This window comes from Moraxella tetraodonis, from assembly GCF_022359095.1.
In the GTDB taxonomy this organism is placed as follows: Bacteria; Pseudomonadota; Gammaproteobacteria; order Pseudomonadales; family Moraxellaceae; genus Faucicola; species Faucicola tetraodonis.
On the sequence record NZ_JACSYB010000006.1, the window covers coordinates 1 to 16,736 of the forward strand.

Below are 16,736 nucleotides of genomic sequence, written 5' to 3' on the forward strand. Positions count from 1 at the left end.
CACGTTTGCAATCTCGAAGAGTTGCAAAGGGTACTAGTGGGGGTATTGGGGGTGAAACCCCTAATCAAGCAATGATGATATGACACGATAGTGGCTTTATCATCTGTGCTTGCTTTAAAAATAGAAAGAATTATTAGTAGTTTTAAGTCTATCATAGCTTAAATAGTTGGTAAAGATGATGATTGCTGAGTAATTTTAGCCATGCTAAGATAAGACAATAGTATTGTATTTATAGAAGGATAATGGCGATGGAAAAATATTTAAAGAAGAGTGCTAAACAGTTAAAGCAAGAAATGCTTGAGATGACCCAAGCATTAGAAAAAATTCGACAAGAAAAGATTCAAGTTTATGGTGAGATTTTTTTAGATATTGTTGAAGGTATTGATGATGTTAAACGAGCGGAGGCTTATTTTAAAATTTTAGATGCCAATGCGTCCAAAGCTCAAAAGAAAATATTGTGTGATGATATTGATGATTTAAAAAAATTGGCAGGGATTGAAGATAAGCCATCTGTAAAAAATTCTTTTAGTAATATTCCCATTGAGACAAATACTCATTCTACTTCTTTAAGCAATGTTAGTGATTATGCTGAGAAGGCAAACGAATCATTGGGTAATCATGATAATAATATGAGTGGAAACTCTTAATTGTTTTTAGTGGGATGCTTAGCATTCAAACTTATAAATAGATGGCAGTGATTTTTGTAGTTAATTATCCATAAAGGCTTTGTCCTAGATGATTATTTCTGGTTAGCTATCAATGAGAAAAAAATACTTAATGGGACAATTAGTTATTGAGATATTTTAGAAATGATGATGCGTCAAGGGTTGATTCATCCAATCGATAAATCTATTTGAGTTCTTAACAGAAACGAATGAAAATACAAATTTTAAGCCCTTGCTACCTATATAACAGCTTAGTTTGATTGAGCAAATAACTAGGTCGTTGCATGGTTTAGTATGTGATATTTTAGTGAAATCTAGCTTTTTGGTGATTTATTTGGTCAAGAATTTTATTAAAAATTCGACTCGACTTTCATCACTGCCGTTGCCTTTGTAGCCATATGCTTTGTCGATAACTTTATCAAGGTCGGCATGGGCTTTGGTGAGTTTAGGATAAGGGTCAATGAGATAGCGGTTATATAGTTGTGCCAAAGTCGGCTTTGAGTCAGCTTGGCGGTATTCGTCTCGAATATCTAAAATTTTTTGTCCTGCTTGGCTAATCGCTTGGCGTGATTCGGTTGCTTGTTTGCTGTCACCATTGGTGGTAAATGGATAAGGAAAATTGTTATAGACGATAGTGTTTGAATAGCTGTAATCGCTTTTCATGCGACCTGCTGTTAGTCTCATAAATGCGTTGTGCATGCTACTAGATAAAATCCCAAAATGGTAAAGACTAGCATTAGGTATCATATAGAGTTTATCGCCTGCGATAACGTCTTTCAAAAAACCAATAGGAATAAATTTTCGGTTTTCAGACGATACTCTTGGTAAACCAATATAGGGTTTATCTGTATGACGAATTTCATCAAATAAATGCGGGGTTTCGGCTTTTTTGACAGTTGCCATCTTGCTACTAGCAAGTCTAGTTGCTTTTACATTGGCAATTCGTTCGGCGACCTGTGGCATTTTGGCTAGGTCTTTATTAAGTTTGATTGGGTCACAACCATGAAACCACAAACACCAACGACCAATGTCGTTTAAAAATTCGTTGCCCATCATAAAGGGTTTGATATATTTTTCGGCTAGCGGCTCAGTAGCAATCAATGCTTGGCGTTCTTCGTCAGATAGTAACAAGTATCCTGCATCTGTAGGTTGGTTGCCTCTCATCATCTCTAGTTCGTTTGAGACTTGTTTTTTAGCTCTATCAAAAAATACGTTTGCTCCATTCATCAAATAGCCATTGATGTTTTTTACTTTATTGGGGATTGGTTCTCCTGTGATGTCATCATAGCTAAAGAGAATTTTATCCGCTCGCTCGTTTAAGCTATAACCAACAATGACACAATGAACGGCTGCTACGCCTTTGCCTTCATTCGACCATTTGAAAGTTTGATGAGCAAAATTGATAACCCCCTTGCATTCGTCAAGCAAATAACGCCATAAGATAGCCACTTGTTCACCCTGCGTGATGGAATTGGTCGAGACAAAAGCGGTTTCAATGTGGTGATTAGGTTTACTGACGGCTTGCATAAAGTGCATGGCTTTAACATACCAACAAGAGACATAATCAAAAGTTTTATATCCCTTGATATGCTTTGCCACACTTTCCACATCTTGCTTTTGTTCTTTCGTTTGATAAGCATAACCAATAAACGGTGGATTGCCCATGATGTAGTCACAGTCATCGGGGCTAACCACACTTGACCAGTCGATTTGTAGAGCATTGCCTTCGACAATATGAGGACTATACACAATCGGGGTGGTAGGACGAGTTGTACCAAACCGCTGGGCGGTTGCTTCATTGAGCTGATGGTCAGTAATCCATAAAGCAACTCGTGCGATATGGGCAGCGTGTGGCTCAATCTCGATACCGTAGAATTGCTCGACCGTGACTTGGCACATGGTGCTGATGTCGAGTAACCCACGTTGGTCACCATAGATTTGGGCAATAAGCTGATTTTCTAATAAGCGTAATTCACGATAGGCAATAATCAAAAAGTTACCACAGCCACACGCAGGGTCAAAAAATTTGAGCTTAGAGAGCTTTTCGTAGAGTTTGATGGCTCGAGGTTTGTTGGTGGTACATTTACTAAATTCGTCTCGTAGCTCGTTTAAAAACAGCGAATTGATAACTTTGAGAATGTTTTTCTCACTAGTGTAATGAGCTCCGAACTCTCGGCGGGTGTCCTTACGGCTTTCATCACTACCCGTTTCGCCAACGTCTAGGACGCTTTGGAACATTGAACCAAAGATAGCAGGGCTAATTTCGCTCCAGTCGAGCTGATTGCATGCCATGACGAGTTGGTAGAGGTTGGCATCAAAATAAGGAATAGGCACGCTGTGAGCGAATAGGTTGCCGTTAATGTAGGCAAAGCTGGCATAGTCTTCAGGCAATCGACTAGAGCGTTTCTCGGTATTAAGTGTTTCAAACAAGGTGGCAAAGATTTGGTGAAGGTTACTGCCATCGGGTAACGCTTGACGCTCTAACAACGCTTGCAGTAGGTGTTTTTTACCAAAAATGCCTGTATCGTCCGCAAAAAAGCAGAAAATCAGCCGTGTTAAAAATAATGCTAAATCATCAGGATTGACCCCATCTTCGATAAAAGCTTGATGTAGTCTAGCGATGTTTTCAGTGGCTTGGCGGTTAATCGGGTTTTCTTCGATGATGTCGCTTGGTTGACTATCAGGTGATAGGAAACTGAGCCATTCTGCATTACGGGGTAATTCATCCAAGGAGCATTGATAAGTTTTGATGCCTAGGGGGTTGGCAATATCGTATAGCCACAGCTCGTCAAAGTTGGATAGGACGATATAGCGAGGTTTTTCGTTGGCGTTAAGCTTGTCATAGTAACCGCTGACTTGGGTATAGGCTTTGTTTAAGTCGACACCACGGCTTTTTTGTTCAATCATGACTAGCTTTGGAATGAAGGCATCAACGTATTTTTGTCCTTTGCCATCTTTTAAACGATGTTCAAAAGCTTTGAGTTGGGTTTGTCCTGATACACCGTAAGCATTGAATACTTGTGTCCAAAAATTCTGTGATTGACCTCTTTCATAGCCTTCAGCATTTTTATAATCGTGAATAACTTTTTGTAGTTGGTTGCGGATATGATTGAAGTCTAAACTCATGAAACTCTCAAAAAAATAGTAGTAATCGGATATATGGCAGATTTTAGGCTGCTAGATGCTCATAGGATGCGATTTAAGCGATTTTAAGTTTTAAATAGTAATCTCTACTAGAAGTCATACAAGGCTTCTCTAAACTCTTCCTATGTGAATATAAATTATAAATACTAATGCTCATGAACTCTATTTGAATAAATAATCAAAATAAGTTGTAGTATAAAGGATTTAAATAAAATTAGATTTATTGGATAAATAAAAACATCTTATTAAAAATTAATTTTAAACAATACGAGTTATATGTCACATATTGCATAACTAAAATTTCATCGAAAAATTTTCAAGTTATTTGCAATTAAGAACTTTCAACTCATCTAGAAATTTACAGTAATTTTTCAGTAAAAATTTTCAAAAAAACTCTTTTCTTTTTTTCTATATTTTCTATATTTTCTTTTTTTCTATCACCTTCAAAGCCTGTGATATAGCGGGATTTAGAAGTTTCATGAATACAACTACCCTGTTTCATGAATACAACTACCCTGTTTCATGAATACAACTACCCTGTTTCATGAATACAACTACCCTGTTTCATGAATACAACTACCCTGTAAAAAATAATAGTTTAACATTGTATTTATAAATATATAAAATTATAATGTATTTATAAAAACTTAATCGAATATTAGGAATAAAAATGGATAATTGGCACGTTATAAAAAGCAATACACTTATTGAGGCAAGCATAAATTTAACGATTGTTGAGGCTAGGATTCTTGATTTAGTTTTCTCAGATATCTCAAGTGTTCCAGAGATTGAGAAAGATGCTTACATTCAATTGGATGATATGAATGAGTTTAAGGTACATGTATCTGATTATATTAAAGCATATGAAAGTTGTGAATTAAATAACGCTTACAGCACGATGAAAGAAGCATCTGAGCGTCTTTTTACAAGGTATTTCAGTTATTACAAAGAAAGTGAACATTTTGAAGATGCGTTAGAATTTCATAAAACTCGATGGGTTTATGATATTGGTTATGCTGAGAATGAAGCATATATCACAGTAAAGCTCAATCCTATCGTTATTGGTATGGTGGGTAAATTAAAGACTTGTTTTACCCAATATAACATTACTCATAAAGCTGGTTTGAATGGTCAATATGCTTATAGATTATATGATATGTGTAAACAATGGGAAAATAAGAAATATGATACTGAAATCTCCCTTTTTAAGTTAAGAGAAAGATTTGGGCTTGAAAATGACCAATATAAAACTATGAGTAATTTTAAAAGAGTGGTACTTGAACCAGCAGTCAAACAAATTAATGAAAGTCCTGCTTCTGACATTATTGTAAAATATGAGCAGCAAAAAACAGGTAAAGTCATCACAGGATTTATATTCAAAGTAAAATCAAAGAAAAAGCCTATTGAAGGAAAAAGTAAGGATATTACTCCAAATAATGAGAAATTAAAAACATCATGGCAGAAAAATGGGCTAAGTGATAAGCAAATCGATAAGATTTCTATTTACGCTGAAGAGTTTACTACTGCTAATAGTAACTTTATGTCTCCTAATTTTAGGGGTAGCTTTACTGAATTGATTAATAGTTGGCGACCCATGCTTAAAGACCCTGAAAAAATAAAGGATTTTCATAAAGTTCAAGAACTCCTAGATCGACAACCAAGTTAACTAAAAATAGGGTAAAAATACATGTATTTTTACCCTATTTTTAGTTAAATGAAAATTTTTATTAAATTAAAAAATAATTTTTAACTTTCATCTGAAATAATAAATAGGTCGTTTGGCGTGCAGTCAAGCAACTTACATAACTTCTCAATCGAATCAAAATCAATACGAGTCGCTTCGTTATTATAGAGGCGATATAACGTAGAGCGGGCTAAGTCAATTTTCTTTTCAGCATCACTTACTCGCATTCCCTTCTGAGCAAATAAAACAGGCAAATTCAGCTTTATCATAAAATTCCTATATGTAGAAAAAAATTACTTGCAAGTAGAAAATAATTTAGTTAATATGTCCTATATATAGAAAATATTTTTCTTTAAGTAGAAAATATATATTTATATATAGGTAATTTAAAGAAGCTATTTTACCATATTTGAGAAATAGTCGTGACTTATATCAAGTCATAAGGGTAATAAACAATGCAACATAAGAGGAGTTCATTATGTTAGGTGTAAATGCAAAACAATTAACCAAGCTTTTAAAGGCTCAAAATGAAACAACCAAGCAATCAAATCAAATAGCTAATCAGCTAATTAAAGAGTTAGAAGTTCAAAATGGTTTTGGATTAGCTGGTTTTTTGGAGGTAGATACCAATTTTGATAATTTCACTGCTATGCGAGTTTGGACATACAGGCAAATCAAACAATTTTATGATGGTGATTTTCCACCTGATTATGATTTTTTGAAGCGAAAGCTGACTGATATAGTACCTGAATCAGTCTGAAACAAATTTATATTTCACTAGTTTAATACCTGTATTTTATATTTAAAATACAGGTATTTTTAATTTTTAGTATATTAAAAAATAATTTATTGTATATTCGTTATAATTGTTGTTTAAAATAAAAATTACGTTAGAATATATGTAAAATTGATAAAATAAGTATTGCGAGGTGCTGTATGGCGGTAATTTTTACCATAGCTAATAGAAAAGGTGGGGTCGGTAAAACAACGCTTGCAACTAATTTAGCAGTTGCATTAAGTAATAAAGGAAAAATGTTATTGGTAGATGCTGATGAACAACGTTCAGCACATCAATGGAACGAGCATCGACAAAATAAACTAGATGCTATTACTGTTCATGAAAAGTTACTTGATACGCTCGAACCCTTGAATGATAAGTATGATTTTATTTTAATTGACGTAGCAGGTCGAGATTCAGAAATTTTTCGAGAAGCCTTATTAGTTTCAGATAAGATTATCGTACCTACTCAAGCAAGTTTGCTTGACTTGGAGGTGATTCCTTATATTGCTGAAAAAGTCAAAGAGGCTCAGAAAAAAAATCCTTCGCTTAAAGCTGCTGTCGTCATTAATAAAGCTTCCGCAAATCCCAAAAATAATGAAGTTGCTCAAGCCCAAGAATACTTGTCAGACTATCCTATTCTAAAACTGGTTAAAACAGTGATTCATGACCGTAAGCAGTTTAGAGATGCGATAATTGAGAGTCGCTCGGTATCAGAAATGGGTAGTAGTAAAGCTAAAGACGAATTGAATGAGTTTTTGATTGAGGTGTTGTAAATGAGTGAGAATCGATTCAAACGAGCCCGTGAGCAAGTGGATTTTGTCCATGACATTAACTCTGATACACCAAAAACAGAGGTTGTAGAAAAGGTAATAACTCGTAATAAAAATGAAGTGGTAATTGAGCCAAATAATTTGACTGCCAAACAACGTTCTCGTACTAAACATGGTCGTAATATTTCTGTACCTCTATATGTGGAAGAACTTGAAATTATCGAGTCTGCTGTCGAAAAAGTATCTCTTCAACAAGAGATTTCGGTCAGCAATTTTATTCGTCAAACTTTGTTAAATCGTTGCCAAGATATTTTGGGGCAAGCAGAGTATGAGCGATTAAATACCTTAAAAAGAAATGTTGTGAAGAAATAGTACATGTAAGTAATATTATTTATTAAGTTATAATACATGTATTTTAAGATAATAAAATATTTTTTATAATTTTTTATATAGGTATTTTAAGTTTTATATACGTTTATTCTAATTTATATATATTTAATTACTATTAGTGGAGTTAATTAAAATGGATATTACAAAAAAACAATTCCCTATCGGCATCCAAAACTTTGCTGAACTTCGCCAAGGCAACTATTACTATGTTGATAAAACCGCCAAAATCATCGAATTGATTAATACCAGTAAATATATCTTTTTATCACGACCTAGACGTTTTGGAAAAAGTCTAACCATTGACACCATCGCCCAACTATTTGCAGGTAACAAAGAGCTTTTTACAGGGCTATATGCTGAACAGCAATGGCAATGGGATACTCAATATCCTGTATTACGCATCAGCTTTGGCGGTGGTGCATCAAGTGAAAACAATAAAGTCGGTGACGTAATCTCAGATACCTTGCAATTTCTTGAAGAGAAATGGGAAATCACCAATGTTAAAGCAACACATAGCGGACGTTTAAAAACTATCATTGAGCATTGTCATCAAGTAACAGGCAATAAAGTCGTTATCCTAGTCGATGAATACGATAAACCTATTCTTGACAACCTATCTGATTCCCCCAAAGCGATAAGCATCCGTAACGAACTACGAGACTTCTATGGCGTTATTAAAGACAGTGATGCTCATATTCACTTTGCCATGCTTACAGGCGTATCCAAATTTAGTAAAATCAACCTGTTTTCAGGCTTAAACAACCTATATGACGTTACCCTAGATGAACGATTCTCAGCTCTGTGTGGATATACCCAAACTGAACTTGAAAGCGTATTTGCCCCAGAATTAGAGCAGGTAGACCTTGAAGAACTGAAAAAATGGTATAACGGCTACAATTGGACAGGAGAAGCGGTTTATAATCCCTTTGATGTATTGCTATTCTTAAGCAATCCACAAAAACTGTATAAAAACTATTGGATAGAAACAGGTAATGCCACCTTCTTGATGGACAAGCTGTTAAATGAAAATACCCATATCCATCAACTTATCGGCAGACTCATTGATAGCCAAAACCTATCCCAATTTGAGATAAGCGACATTAGTATTATTGCCTTGCTGTTCCAAACAGGCTATCTCACCATAGATAAAATGATGTTAAAGCCTAGTGTTCGCTATACCCTAAAATTCCCTAATATTGAAGTCCAACAGAGCCTATCCGAATCACTACTGTTAAAATACATCGCACATGCTAAAGACGATATGCTACTCAAACAAAGCCAGCTTTATGAAGCAGTTCTTCAGCATGATCTTGATAACATTGAAAGCATCATCAAAGCATTTTTTAGTAGCATTCCCCATAATTGGCATAGAAACAACACCATTGCCAACTACGAAGGCTATTGGGCAAGTGTTTTCTACGCATTATTTGCTAGTCTAGGTTTTCAAACCATCACCGAAGATGCCACCAGTCTTGGCAACATCGACATGACCTTAATTGTCGATAAACACGTCTACATCTTTGAGTTTAAAGTGGTTGGTGGAGAAAATGAGCAATCACAAGGTACAGCTCTAGCTCAGATAAAAAATAAACAGTATGCTGATAAATATAAACTTCCTGAACGTATTATTCATCAGATTGGTATTGAGTTTAATAAAAATTCACATACCGTGGTATTTGATAGGGCAGGGGGGAGGAACTTAAGAGGATTTACTGTAAATTAACAATCTTATATTGCTTAGGCTATTGGATTTAGTTTTACAAATTATGTGTTTGAAACGGCTGATTAAAATCAGCTTAGGAATTTTAACATTATGAATAAAGTTCACCCCATTATCCGCTCTGAAATGTTAAAAACATTCCCCGATGTACAAAAGTTTATGCTTCAAAATAGCCCTGATGATATTATTGAGCAATGCCACCAAGGTTTTCTATTCTATTTTGATAGTTGGTTTGGGGGTTATAAAATTGAGAAACTTGAATATATAGAAAATGCCCAGTTTGCCATTATTGAACCGTCCTAGGATTGTCGGAGACCCAAAACTCTGAGACAATACCCTTATGAAAAGCAAACAATACAGGGCAGAAGTTAAGACACGAGCCGTCGAGTTACTTATCGAATCACAAAAAGATTATCCCTCATTGTGGGCGGCCATCCAAGCCATAGCACCCAAATTTGGGTGTACACCCGAAACCCTACGCACCTGGCATCAAAAGCACCTAGCTAAGCAAAATCCTGTGACCGTTAGCACTCAAAGCCAAGCCGCTCGTATTGCCGAGCTTGAGCGAGAGAACCGTGAACTTAAACAAGCCAACGAAATCATCCGCAAAGCCGCTGCTTTTTTCGACCAGGCGGAGCTCGGCCGCCCACACAAGTAATGATTAACTTCATTGATGACGAGAAAACACATTTCGGGGTCGAGTCAATCTGCAGAATACTGCCAATTGCCCCATCCACCTACTATCGCATCAAAGACGAACAAGCGAACCCAGAGAAGCAAAGTCGACGTAAACAAAGCGACAAACACCTCATGGCACAAATCAAACAGGTTTGGCAAGACAGTGGCTGTCGTTATGGTATCCGTAAAGTCTGGCATAAGCTTAAGCAAGATGGTATGCCCAAATTAAGTCGCTGCACGGTTCAACGCTTAATGAAACAGCTTGGCATACAAGGCGTATGGCGGGGTAAAGGCAAAATCACCACCAAACAGCGAGACGACCAAGACAAGCCAAATGACTTGGTGAAACGCCAATTTACTGCCGACGCACCGAATAAACTATGGGTGGCTGACTTTACCTATATCAAGACCAAAACAGGCTGGGTCTATACTGCCTTTGTCATTGATGTGTTTAAGCGAGTTATTGTGGGCTGGAAGGTATCAGCCCGTATGGATACCCAACTGGTACTCGATGCGTTAAATCAAGCCATTGATGCCAGAGATAGACCTAAGAATGTGATTCATCATAGCGATAAAGGTAGCCAGTATATATCGATTAAGTACGGTAAACGGCTTAAACAATCGGGACTTGCCGCATCGGTGGGTACAACTGGCGATTCTTATGACAATGCCCTAGCTGAAAGTGTAAATGGGCTGTACAAAACGGAGGTAATTGATTATTTGAAACAGACGTGGGAAGGTGTAAATGATGTTGCGCTAGCGACCCTTGATTGGGTACACTGGTACAACCATGAACGACTGCACTCCACTAATGGATATTTGTCGCCTATTATGGCTGAGAATATCTACTATCGTTCATTAAACCTGTCAGGCTATGCTGCCTGACTCAAGTAAACCTGTCTCCGATAAAACCAGGACGGTTCAATCTCGGGGGTAAGCTTGGTCTGGTGCTTTTTAACCAAGACAGGTTCAAATTCCCCATTGCGGTCACGAGGTGTTTCAAGCTCAAAGCTACCAACGGCTGATTTGACGGTCTTTTTGCTGTAGCCATTACGGCGGTTGCGGTTGGGGCTTTGCTCAAGGTAGCTGTCGATTTCAGCAGATAGTGCAGCTTCGGTGAGCTGTTTGATGAGTGGGGCGAGTACCCCATCACTGCCTGTGATAGGCTTTCCTGATTGGATGGCTTTTAAGGCTTCATTAAAGTCAAAGTTTTGCATGGTGTCATTCCTTCTATTGTTAATAGTTTAGTGAAATGACACAGTTTTTTGAATACTACCGATTTAGATTTTAAAACTCATCATCTCAGCGATTTGCGTCGATGCAAAAAACCAAGCTTAAGCAATAAAAACCGTTTAAAACATTATCATGCTGTTATTTAGTCAATACCGTTGGCAGTGGCTAAAAATAAGATTTTCTTTTTTCTAAAATCTCTCTTAAGTATTTAGTAGGGTAGGGCAGTACAGTAAAATTATTATACCTCACAAAGTCAACGTCCATTAATTCCAGCAAATCAAGATGACGCAAGTTTCCTTTTAAAGCTATGATTTTTCTTAAATGAAGCATATGACTTAGTTCATCTTGTAACGAACCATGATAATAACCAACACTATACCAAGCAACATCTTCATTTATTGTGCCTGCTTGGATGGTAAAAGTGTCAGTCATTTTATTGAGTAAATCATCTTTGGCTTTACTAAAGTTTAAAATGACACCATGTTGTCTTAATAATGTTCGGATAGCTTTATTGGTATCGCTACTGGTATGAAAGTGCTTATTAATCGTATCAACTAGATGTGTTTTGCTAACAGGTTCATCTAATACATAGATTGCTTGTTTAAATGATTTCCAATGTTTGTCCTGAATTATAGACAAATCCATTTCAAACAACTTTACCAGTTCAGTGGTCTGGCTAAGAGAATTGGGTAAAGGCTCATCTTTTGCTAGAATTTCACGCTCAATCATTGATAGGTCAGGCATGACACATTCTTCATGATTTAAAATGATATTGAGGTCTTTCTCAGGACTGATAATAAAAAGCTCAATTGGGCTTACTCCATTGTCTTTATAAGGATGGTTGAAGCTTTGAATAGTGCGTATCTCATTATCATATGGGTGTTTTTGAAATAACAGCCCATCATCATGTTGGAAATACTGATACTCACCATTGGGTTGCAATTCAAGTAAATGGTAATTTTTATCTTGAATGATACCGAAAATCCATGTGCCTTTTAAGGCGTAACGGTTATCTAGCAAAGTGATACGATTGTCACTGATACTTTGTTTAATCCATAATTCTTTAACCAAGTTTTTAAGCAGTGTTTTGGCTTTGGTTGTTTGATAAAAATCTTGGTAAAGCTCATCAGTAACATGTTGCCTGTAATAGCGAAAATCTTGGCGATAGGGGTCTTTTTCATCGCTATTTTCGTAATCATCTTTCGGCTTAACTAAACAAATATGACAGGCATTGGCGATTTCCCGTTGATTGACCTTACTGAAAATATTTAATGATGCTAATTGCTGATGTATATCCGTAATTAGTTTGTCACTCTGAGTTGTGCCAATCTTGTCCAGTAGGCGAATATCCAGCGGTTTGGCTAATTTTTCAATGGCATTCCTGGTATTTAATAAATGAAAGCGTTCGGATAGAGTTTTGTCAGCAGTTTTATTTGACCAGTCACAAGCCACGATACCTTGGAATAAGCGATTAAAGCGAGAAACCGCTGTCTGTAAGATAGCCAATCGGCTTTGCAGAAAGTCGGTATGTGATTGGATGTTTAATGCTGGCTCACAGGCTTTTTTGTTGGGTACACCTGCTTGGATGTATGCCTTATCGTCGTGATTGTCAAAATCTCGCTTAAAGGTATTTAGATGTAACTGATACGCAGGTTTGGCTAATTTCTTTGCCAGTTTGGTCTTATCTTTCTCGGACTTTTTGGCAAATACCTTAGTTTGATAAGTCGTTGCTTTTGCTACCAGTACCAAATCGGGCGTCAGTATCAAATGAAAAGCAGTGACGACTGGTTTTATCTTAGTTGCTGGCGGAATGATTACTAATTTTCCACCCAAATTATTAAATTGATAGCGTTCACCTTGGCTATTGACGGTGGCATTAAATAGCAGTTGATATAAATCCACACCCGTAATGGATTTCTCTGATTTTTCATTACTTGCTATCACTTGAATGACGCTAATAGAGTGTAAACTCTCATCGTCAGTAATTTTTAGTCGCAACGCTTCAATCTCAAAATCATCGCTACGCTCTAGCATAACAAATGCGTGATTGTCTTGGCGATAGACACTGGCTATGACGCTATGAGTTTTCAAAAGTTTGTCAAGCTGTCCGCCAATCTGCCAAACATTTTCATCGGTGTTTTTTGTGGCAGTGAATTTAAAAAACACATATTTGGCATTAAGCTTATCAAAGTCAGTTTGGAATGTGAGTTGTGTGGTCTTCATTTGGCTTGGTATTCTTCAATCAGTTGGTGGATAATATTGATTTGGTTCATATCAGCGGTATTATCATTAAGTGTAAAATAAGGTAATTCAACAATTAACTGCTCATTTCCCTTTGTTGGGTGAGGGAATCTGTTCAATGGTCTATACTGATTGCTATCTGCAACGATATTAATGATAAATACCAGTTTTGCTCCCGTTTTTTCCATTTTATAGTAGATTTTCTCTCTTTCGGCTTCACCGTCTTGTAGAGTAGGCGACCAATTTTTGAAATCAACATAGATACCATCATCAACCAAAAAATCAAAGCGTTCAAAGTCTTTAGTCGGTAAATCGCTTAAGTTTGGCAAATCATAGCTATGCCATAAATATGAGCCAGCGATTTCACCCAATGCCCCTTTATAGATGTTGTTAAATAAAATAGGTTGTAGCCAATGGCGACTGGCAGCTAGCTGTATTGCATAGCCTTTTTGGATAAAATGCTCATAAATACCCGTATGTTGCATGAGTCGGTCTAACCTAGCACTGGCACTACTGGCGGTATAACAATGTTGTGTAGGTTGCTTGAGCAATATAAAGTTCTCATCGTCTTCATCGCACGAGTAATAATAACTGGTCTTTGGTTCTTCAAAATTGATATATAAAAAATCGTAAGGGCTTATAATTTCATTCAATTTTTGTGGGTTTTTCAAGACGAAATCTCTCAGTCCTTGCCATTGATGAACGTCATCAATAGTAATATTGCCCGCAGCAATTTTATATTTCATTTTCTCAATAAACCGCCGAACTGTTTCAAAATCCTGCTGTGCAACCGCTGAATCGATAATATTGGGCTTTGCATTTTGTTCTTTAATAAAGGCATTAATTTTATGAAATTCAGGTAACATTTGACTTGTACCAAAATCATCAAACCAATGATCCAATAACGCATTGTCAATGTGCAGTTGTATCTTAGGGCATTTCATGTTGGTACGGCAGATACGCCCAATGGCTTGAATAAGCACTTGCATCATATAGGCTTTGAAGTCGTCGAATTTGGATAGTTTTTCTACAGATTTATAATGACCTGAGCCAGAATAGATAGAAAATGCCTTTTGTAGATGTTTTTCAAAACTGTCCAAGCTTAAACCTGAGAGTTTAAGGTATTCCAATTGAAATATAAGATTGACTAAACTGTGTTGAGTATTATCTTTGTCTTTATCAAGATAGCTGATAAGTTTCGTAGGCTTGTCTAAATACAACCCATCAAAATCCATGTTGTCATTGGGTGGGCGGTGATTAGTTTTCACTAATTTCCCAGCAAATTTACTTGGAATGGGGTATTGTATATTTACGCCTGCTCCAAGCGTAGCATAAGTTGAAATCACGAATCGCCGTTCACCTTGGCTTAAACGGGTTTTTATGCCTTCTAAGGCGTTCTCGCTGGTATTACCAACGACGCACACCATTTCTTCCTTTGCGGTGTCAGGCAGTCCCAAATGTTGGCTTAGAATATTGCAGTAGGTTCTTAGAAAATCAAGCTCTTCATAATAGCCTTTACTAAACAATACCAAAAAGGCATTAATCTGTTGTTGGTGGTAGGCTTTCCAAAGCTGAAAAATTTTATAAAATTGCTTGAGGTAGTGTGGTCTATTGTTCTCATCTTTGATAGGGGCTTTGTTAAACAAATCTTGCACGATATCTTCGCTTTCTTGACCACCAAACAAATTGATAAATTCATCTTTAATAGTGATTTCATCATCTGCATTTACCAAGCCGTGTGGCGTTACTTGCATATACGTTTGTCGATAGTAACAGGTGCTTTCAGTAAATTGGTCGGATAAGCGTTGCTTTTGCTCGCTATTTAGCTGTACAAAATCAGCCTCTGATGAAGCATTTAGACGTTTTCGCAAATAATGTAGGTCATAGTTGCCTAAACGACTTCGAAGGTTTGCAGTAGCGGATATGCCAACTACCATAAAATTTCGACACCAATCTAGTAGTAATGCTTCAGGGCTATATGGAAAGCTATAAGTATCAACAATCGATTGGCTCACATTGTCATCACTGTCAATAATGGTGTGATAACTAAAGCCATTTTCATGAAATCTTAACGGGTCGTTTTTATCGGCATCTGATTCTAGGTTTTTTTGTTTCCATGTGCTGGTTAGGCGAGCGTATTGGATTTCATAGACCAAATTATCAAAACTTGAGTCTTTAAAATTGAAAAAATTTAAATAACTTCTCACTGCATTATCATAAGTAATGCCATCAAAGCGGTAATTGGCATGATAATTATTGGCAAGCATATGAATGCCACCTTTGAAATAGCCAATGGTTTGACTACAAGTTGCTAACAAGCCCCCCAATGTTGTATTTGATTCATCGTGTTCTGTGGTTTTTTTTACCACATCAATCCAAACCGTACCCTTGGCTTCATCGGCTGTTAAGGTTAAGACCTTATATTGGGCATTTGCCAAATACAAAGGTTTTTTGTCATAGAAAATGAACGATGATTGTTGAGATTTATCTCTACTTTTCAATGATAATGAAAGATTGAAATCCTTATTTACGGTTAGACTTTTCTCCTGCAAATTCTGCTGAATGGTCGCTGGGTCATCTGGCTGTTTATCAAGTTTATGTGGCGGCAACAATTCATCTGAAAACTGTGAGTTTGATAGTGTCATGCCAATTTGCTTGACGGTATAAACCAAATCAATAGGATTTCGTAGCCCCTGTTTAATGATGAAATCTTGTAATATGTGTTTAGAGGCATCGATTTCGTCGATAAATAATGTCACTTGATAATCAGCAAGTAACTCAGTAATGGTCATTGGTGACTGTATGAGTGTGTCATAGGGATAAATAAATTTGGATACGCTCATAAATAACACAGGTTTATCCAGTGTTAACGTGGCAGGAAACAACTTGGTAACCCATTGCCAATCAGAGTTGTTTTTCAAAGCATCAAGCCTTAACTCTGGCGTCTTAAACTCTTTGTGTAACCGTTGTTTGACTAAATTGCTAAAGTCTTTGATGGGTTTATCGCTAGATTTTTCGAGCACTCCAATAAGCGTGCTTTGCCCATTTTTTGTAGCTTGTTCATACTCTTTCAATAAAGATAATAATTCATAAGGCTTAAAGCTTGGAAAAAGCCTTTTAATGTCGTCAATGTATGTCGAAAAGTGGTCTTTAAAAGCATCCAATTTACCTTGCACAAACCAGACTTCATCACGGTAGTCAGCGTTGCCGTGTCTACCTAACTGTTTTTCTAATTCTTTGAATGGTAGGTTTTTTTTAAGGTGGGTAATAAAAATAATTTTACGGTTTTGGGCTTTTAATTGGTCAATCTGTTGGGCGATATATTCTGCTACTTGGTAGGTTTTACCTGTGCCTGTGGGCATATCTAGCAGTACCAAGCCTTTGGTATGTTGGGATAAAATATCATCAAGAATTTGTTTCATTATTTTAG

General features: G+C 36.6%; 13 protein-coding genes, 1 pseudogene and 1 other annotated feature. Of the genes and pseudogenes, 8 read left to right on the plus strand and 6 right to left on the minus strand.

Going from position 1 to position 16,736, the window contains the following annotated elements; all coding sequences use genetic code 11:
- Positions 1–248 precede the first annotated feature (248 nt).
- Positions 249–647, plus strand: a complete 399-nt coding sequence (locus tag H9W84_RS11915; RefSeq protein WP_239744024.1) for a hypothetical protein — start codon at positions 249–251, stop codon at positions 645–647.
- Positions 648–995: 348 nt separating this feature from the next.
- Here the strand turns inward: H9W84_RS11915 and H9W84_RS11920 are convergent, their stop codons facing one another.
- On the minus strand, positions 996–3,791 hold the full coding sequence (locus tag H9W84_RS11920) for a DNA methyltransferase (protein WP_239744026.1): 2,796 nt from the start codon (positions 3,789–3,791) through the stop codon (positions 996–998).
- A gap of 376 nt (positions 3,792–4,167) precedes the next feature.
- The gene (locus tag H9W84_RS11925; RefSeq protein ID WP_239744028.1) at positions 4,168–4,311 is read right to left on the minus strand and encodes a hypothetical protein; all 144 of its coding nucleotides are present in this window, start codon (positions 4,309–4,311) and stop codon (positions 4,168–4,170) included.
- A 168-nt stretch (positions 4,312–4,479) separates the two neighbouring features.
- On the opposite strand from H9W84_RS11925, the gene H9W84_RS11930 reads away from it, so the two are divergent.
- Positions 4,480–5,475, plus strand: a complete 996-nt coding sequence (locus tag H9W84_RS11930) for a RepB family plasmid replication initiator protein (RefSeq protein ID WP_239744030.1) — start codon at positions 4,480–4,482, stop codon at positions 5,473–5,475.
- 80 nt (positions 5,476–5,555) lie between these two features.
- Here the strand turns inward: H9W84_RS11930 and H9W84_RS11935 are convergent, their stop codons facing one another.
- Positions 5,556–5,762: a helix-turn-helix domain-containing protein gene (locus H9W84_RS11935; RefSeq protein WP_239744033.1), complete on the minus strand. Its 207-nt coding sequence runs from the start codon at positions 5,760–5,762 to the stop codon at positions 5,556–5,558.
- A gap of 209 nt (positions 5,763–5,971) precedes the next feature.
- On the opposite strand from H9W84_RS11935, the gene H9W84_RS11940 reads away from it, so the two are divergent.
- The 6 genes from H9W84_RS11940 to H9W84_RS11965 all read left to right on the plus strand — a co-directional run bounded on the left by H9W84_RS11940 (position 5,972) and on the right by H9W84_RS11965 (position 10,717).
- The gene (locus H9W84_RS11940) at positions 5,972–6,253 is read left to right on the plus strand and encodes a hypothetical protein (protein WP_239744035.1); all 282 of its coding nucleotides are present in this window, start codon (positions 5,972–5,974) and stop codon (positions 6,251–6,253) included.
- A 176-nt stretch (positions 6,254–6,429) separates the two neighbouring features.
- A complete protein-coding gene (locus H9W84_RS11945; protein ID WP_239744037.1) occupies positions 6,430–7,047 on the plus strand; it encodes a ParA family protein in 618 nt (205 codons plus the stop codon).
- Positions 7,048–7,416: a hypothetical protein gene (locus H9W84_RS11950; protein ID WP_135890380.1), complete on the plus strand. Its 369-nt coding sequence runs from the start codon at positions 7,048–7,050 to the stop codon at positions 7,414–7,416. It abuts the gene before it with no gap.
- Positions 7,417–7,567: 151 nt separating this feature from the next.
- On the plus strand, positions 7,568–9,157 hold the full coding sequence (locus tag H9W84_RS11955; RefSeq protein WP_239744039.1) for an ATP-binding protein: 1,590 nt from the start codon (positions 7,568–7,570) through the stop codon (positions 9,155–9,157).
- Between the two features lie 90 nt (positions 9,158–9,247).
- Positions 9,248–9,457 carry a hypothetical protein gene (locus tag H9W84_RS11960; protein ID WP_239744042.1) on the plus strand — a complete coding sequence of 70 codons (210 nt, stop codon included), beginning with the start codon at positions 9,248–9,250 and terminating at the stop codon, positions 9,455–9,457.
- Between the two features lie 37 nt (positions 9,458–9,494).
- Positions 9,495–10,717, plus strand: a protein-coding gene (locus H9W84_RS11965) for an IS3 family transposase (RefSeq protein WP_239744044.1) whose coding sequence is annotated in 2 segments (ribosomal slippage) — positions 9,495–9,771 and positions 9,771–10,717 — 1,224 coding nt in all. Because the reading frame shifts where the segments join, the coding sequence is not laid out codon by codon here.
- Positions 9,770–9,886: a sequence feature (AL1L pseudoknot), on the plus strand. Its footprint overlaps the gene before it by 117 nt.
- Before the next feature lie 35 nt (positions 10,718–10,752).
- Here H9W84_RS11965 and H9W84_RS11970 read toward each other — a convergent pair.
- The 3 genes and pseudogenes from H9W84_RS11970 to H9W84_RS11980 form a co-directional block, all read right to left on the minus strand.
- Positions 10,753–11,049: pseudogene (locus H9W84_RS11970) on the minus strand (transposase); the annotation flags it as partial.
- Between the two features lie 181 nt (positions 11,050–11,230).
- Positions 11,231–13,288, minus strand: a complete 2,058-nt coding sequence (locus tag H9W84_RS11975; protein WP_239744046.1) for a hypothetical protein — start codon at positions 13,286–13,288, stop codon at positions 11,231–11,233.
- Positions 13,285–16,728: a DEAD/DEAH box helicase family protein gene (locus H9W84_RS11980; RefSeq protein ID WP_239744048.1), complete on the minus strand. Its 3,444-nt coding sequence runs from the start codon at positions 16,726–16,728 to the stop codon at positions 13,285–13,287. The genes H9W84_RS11975 and H9W84_RS11980 overlap by 4 nt, the downstream gene beginning before the upstream one ends.
- Positions 16,729–16,736 lie beyond the last annotated feature (8 nt).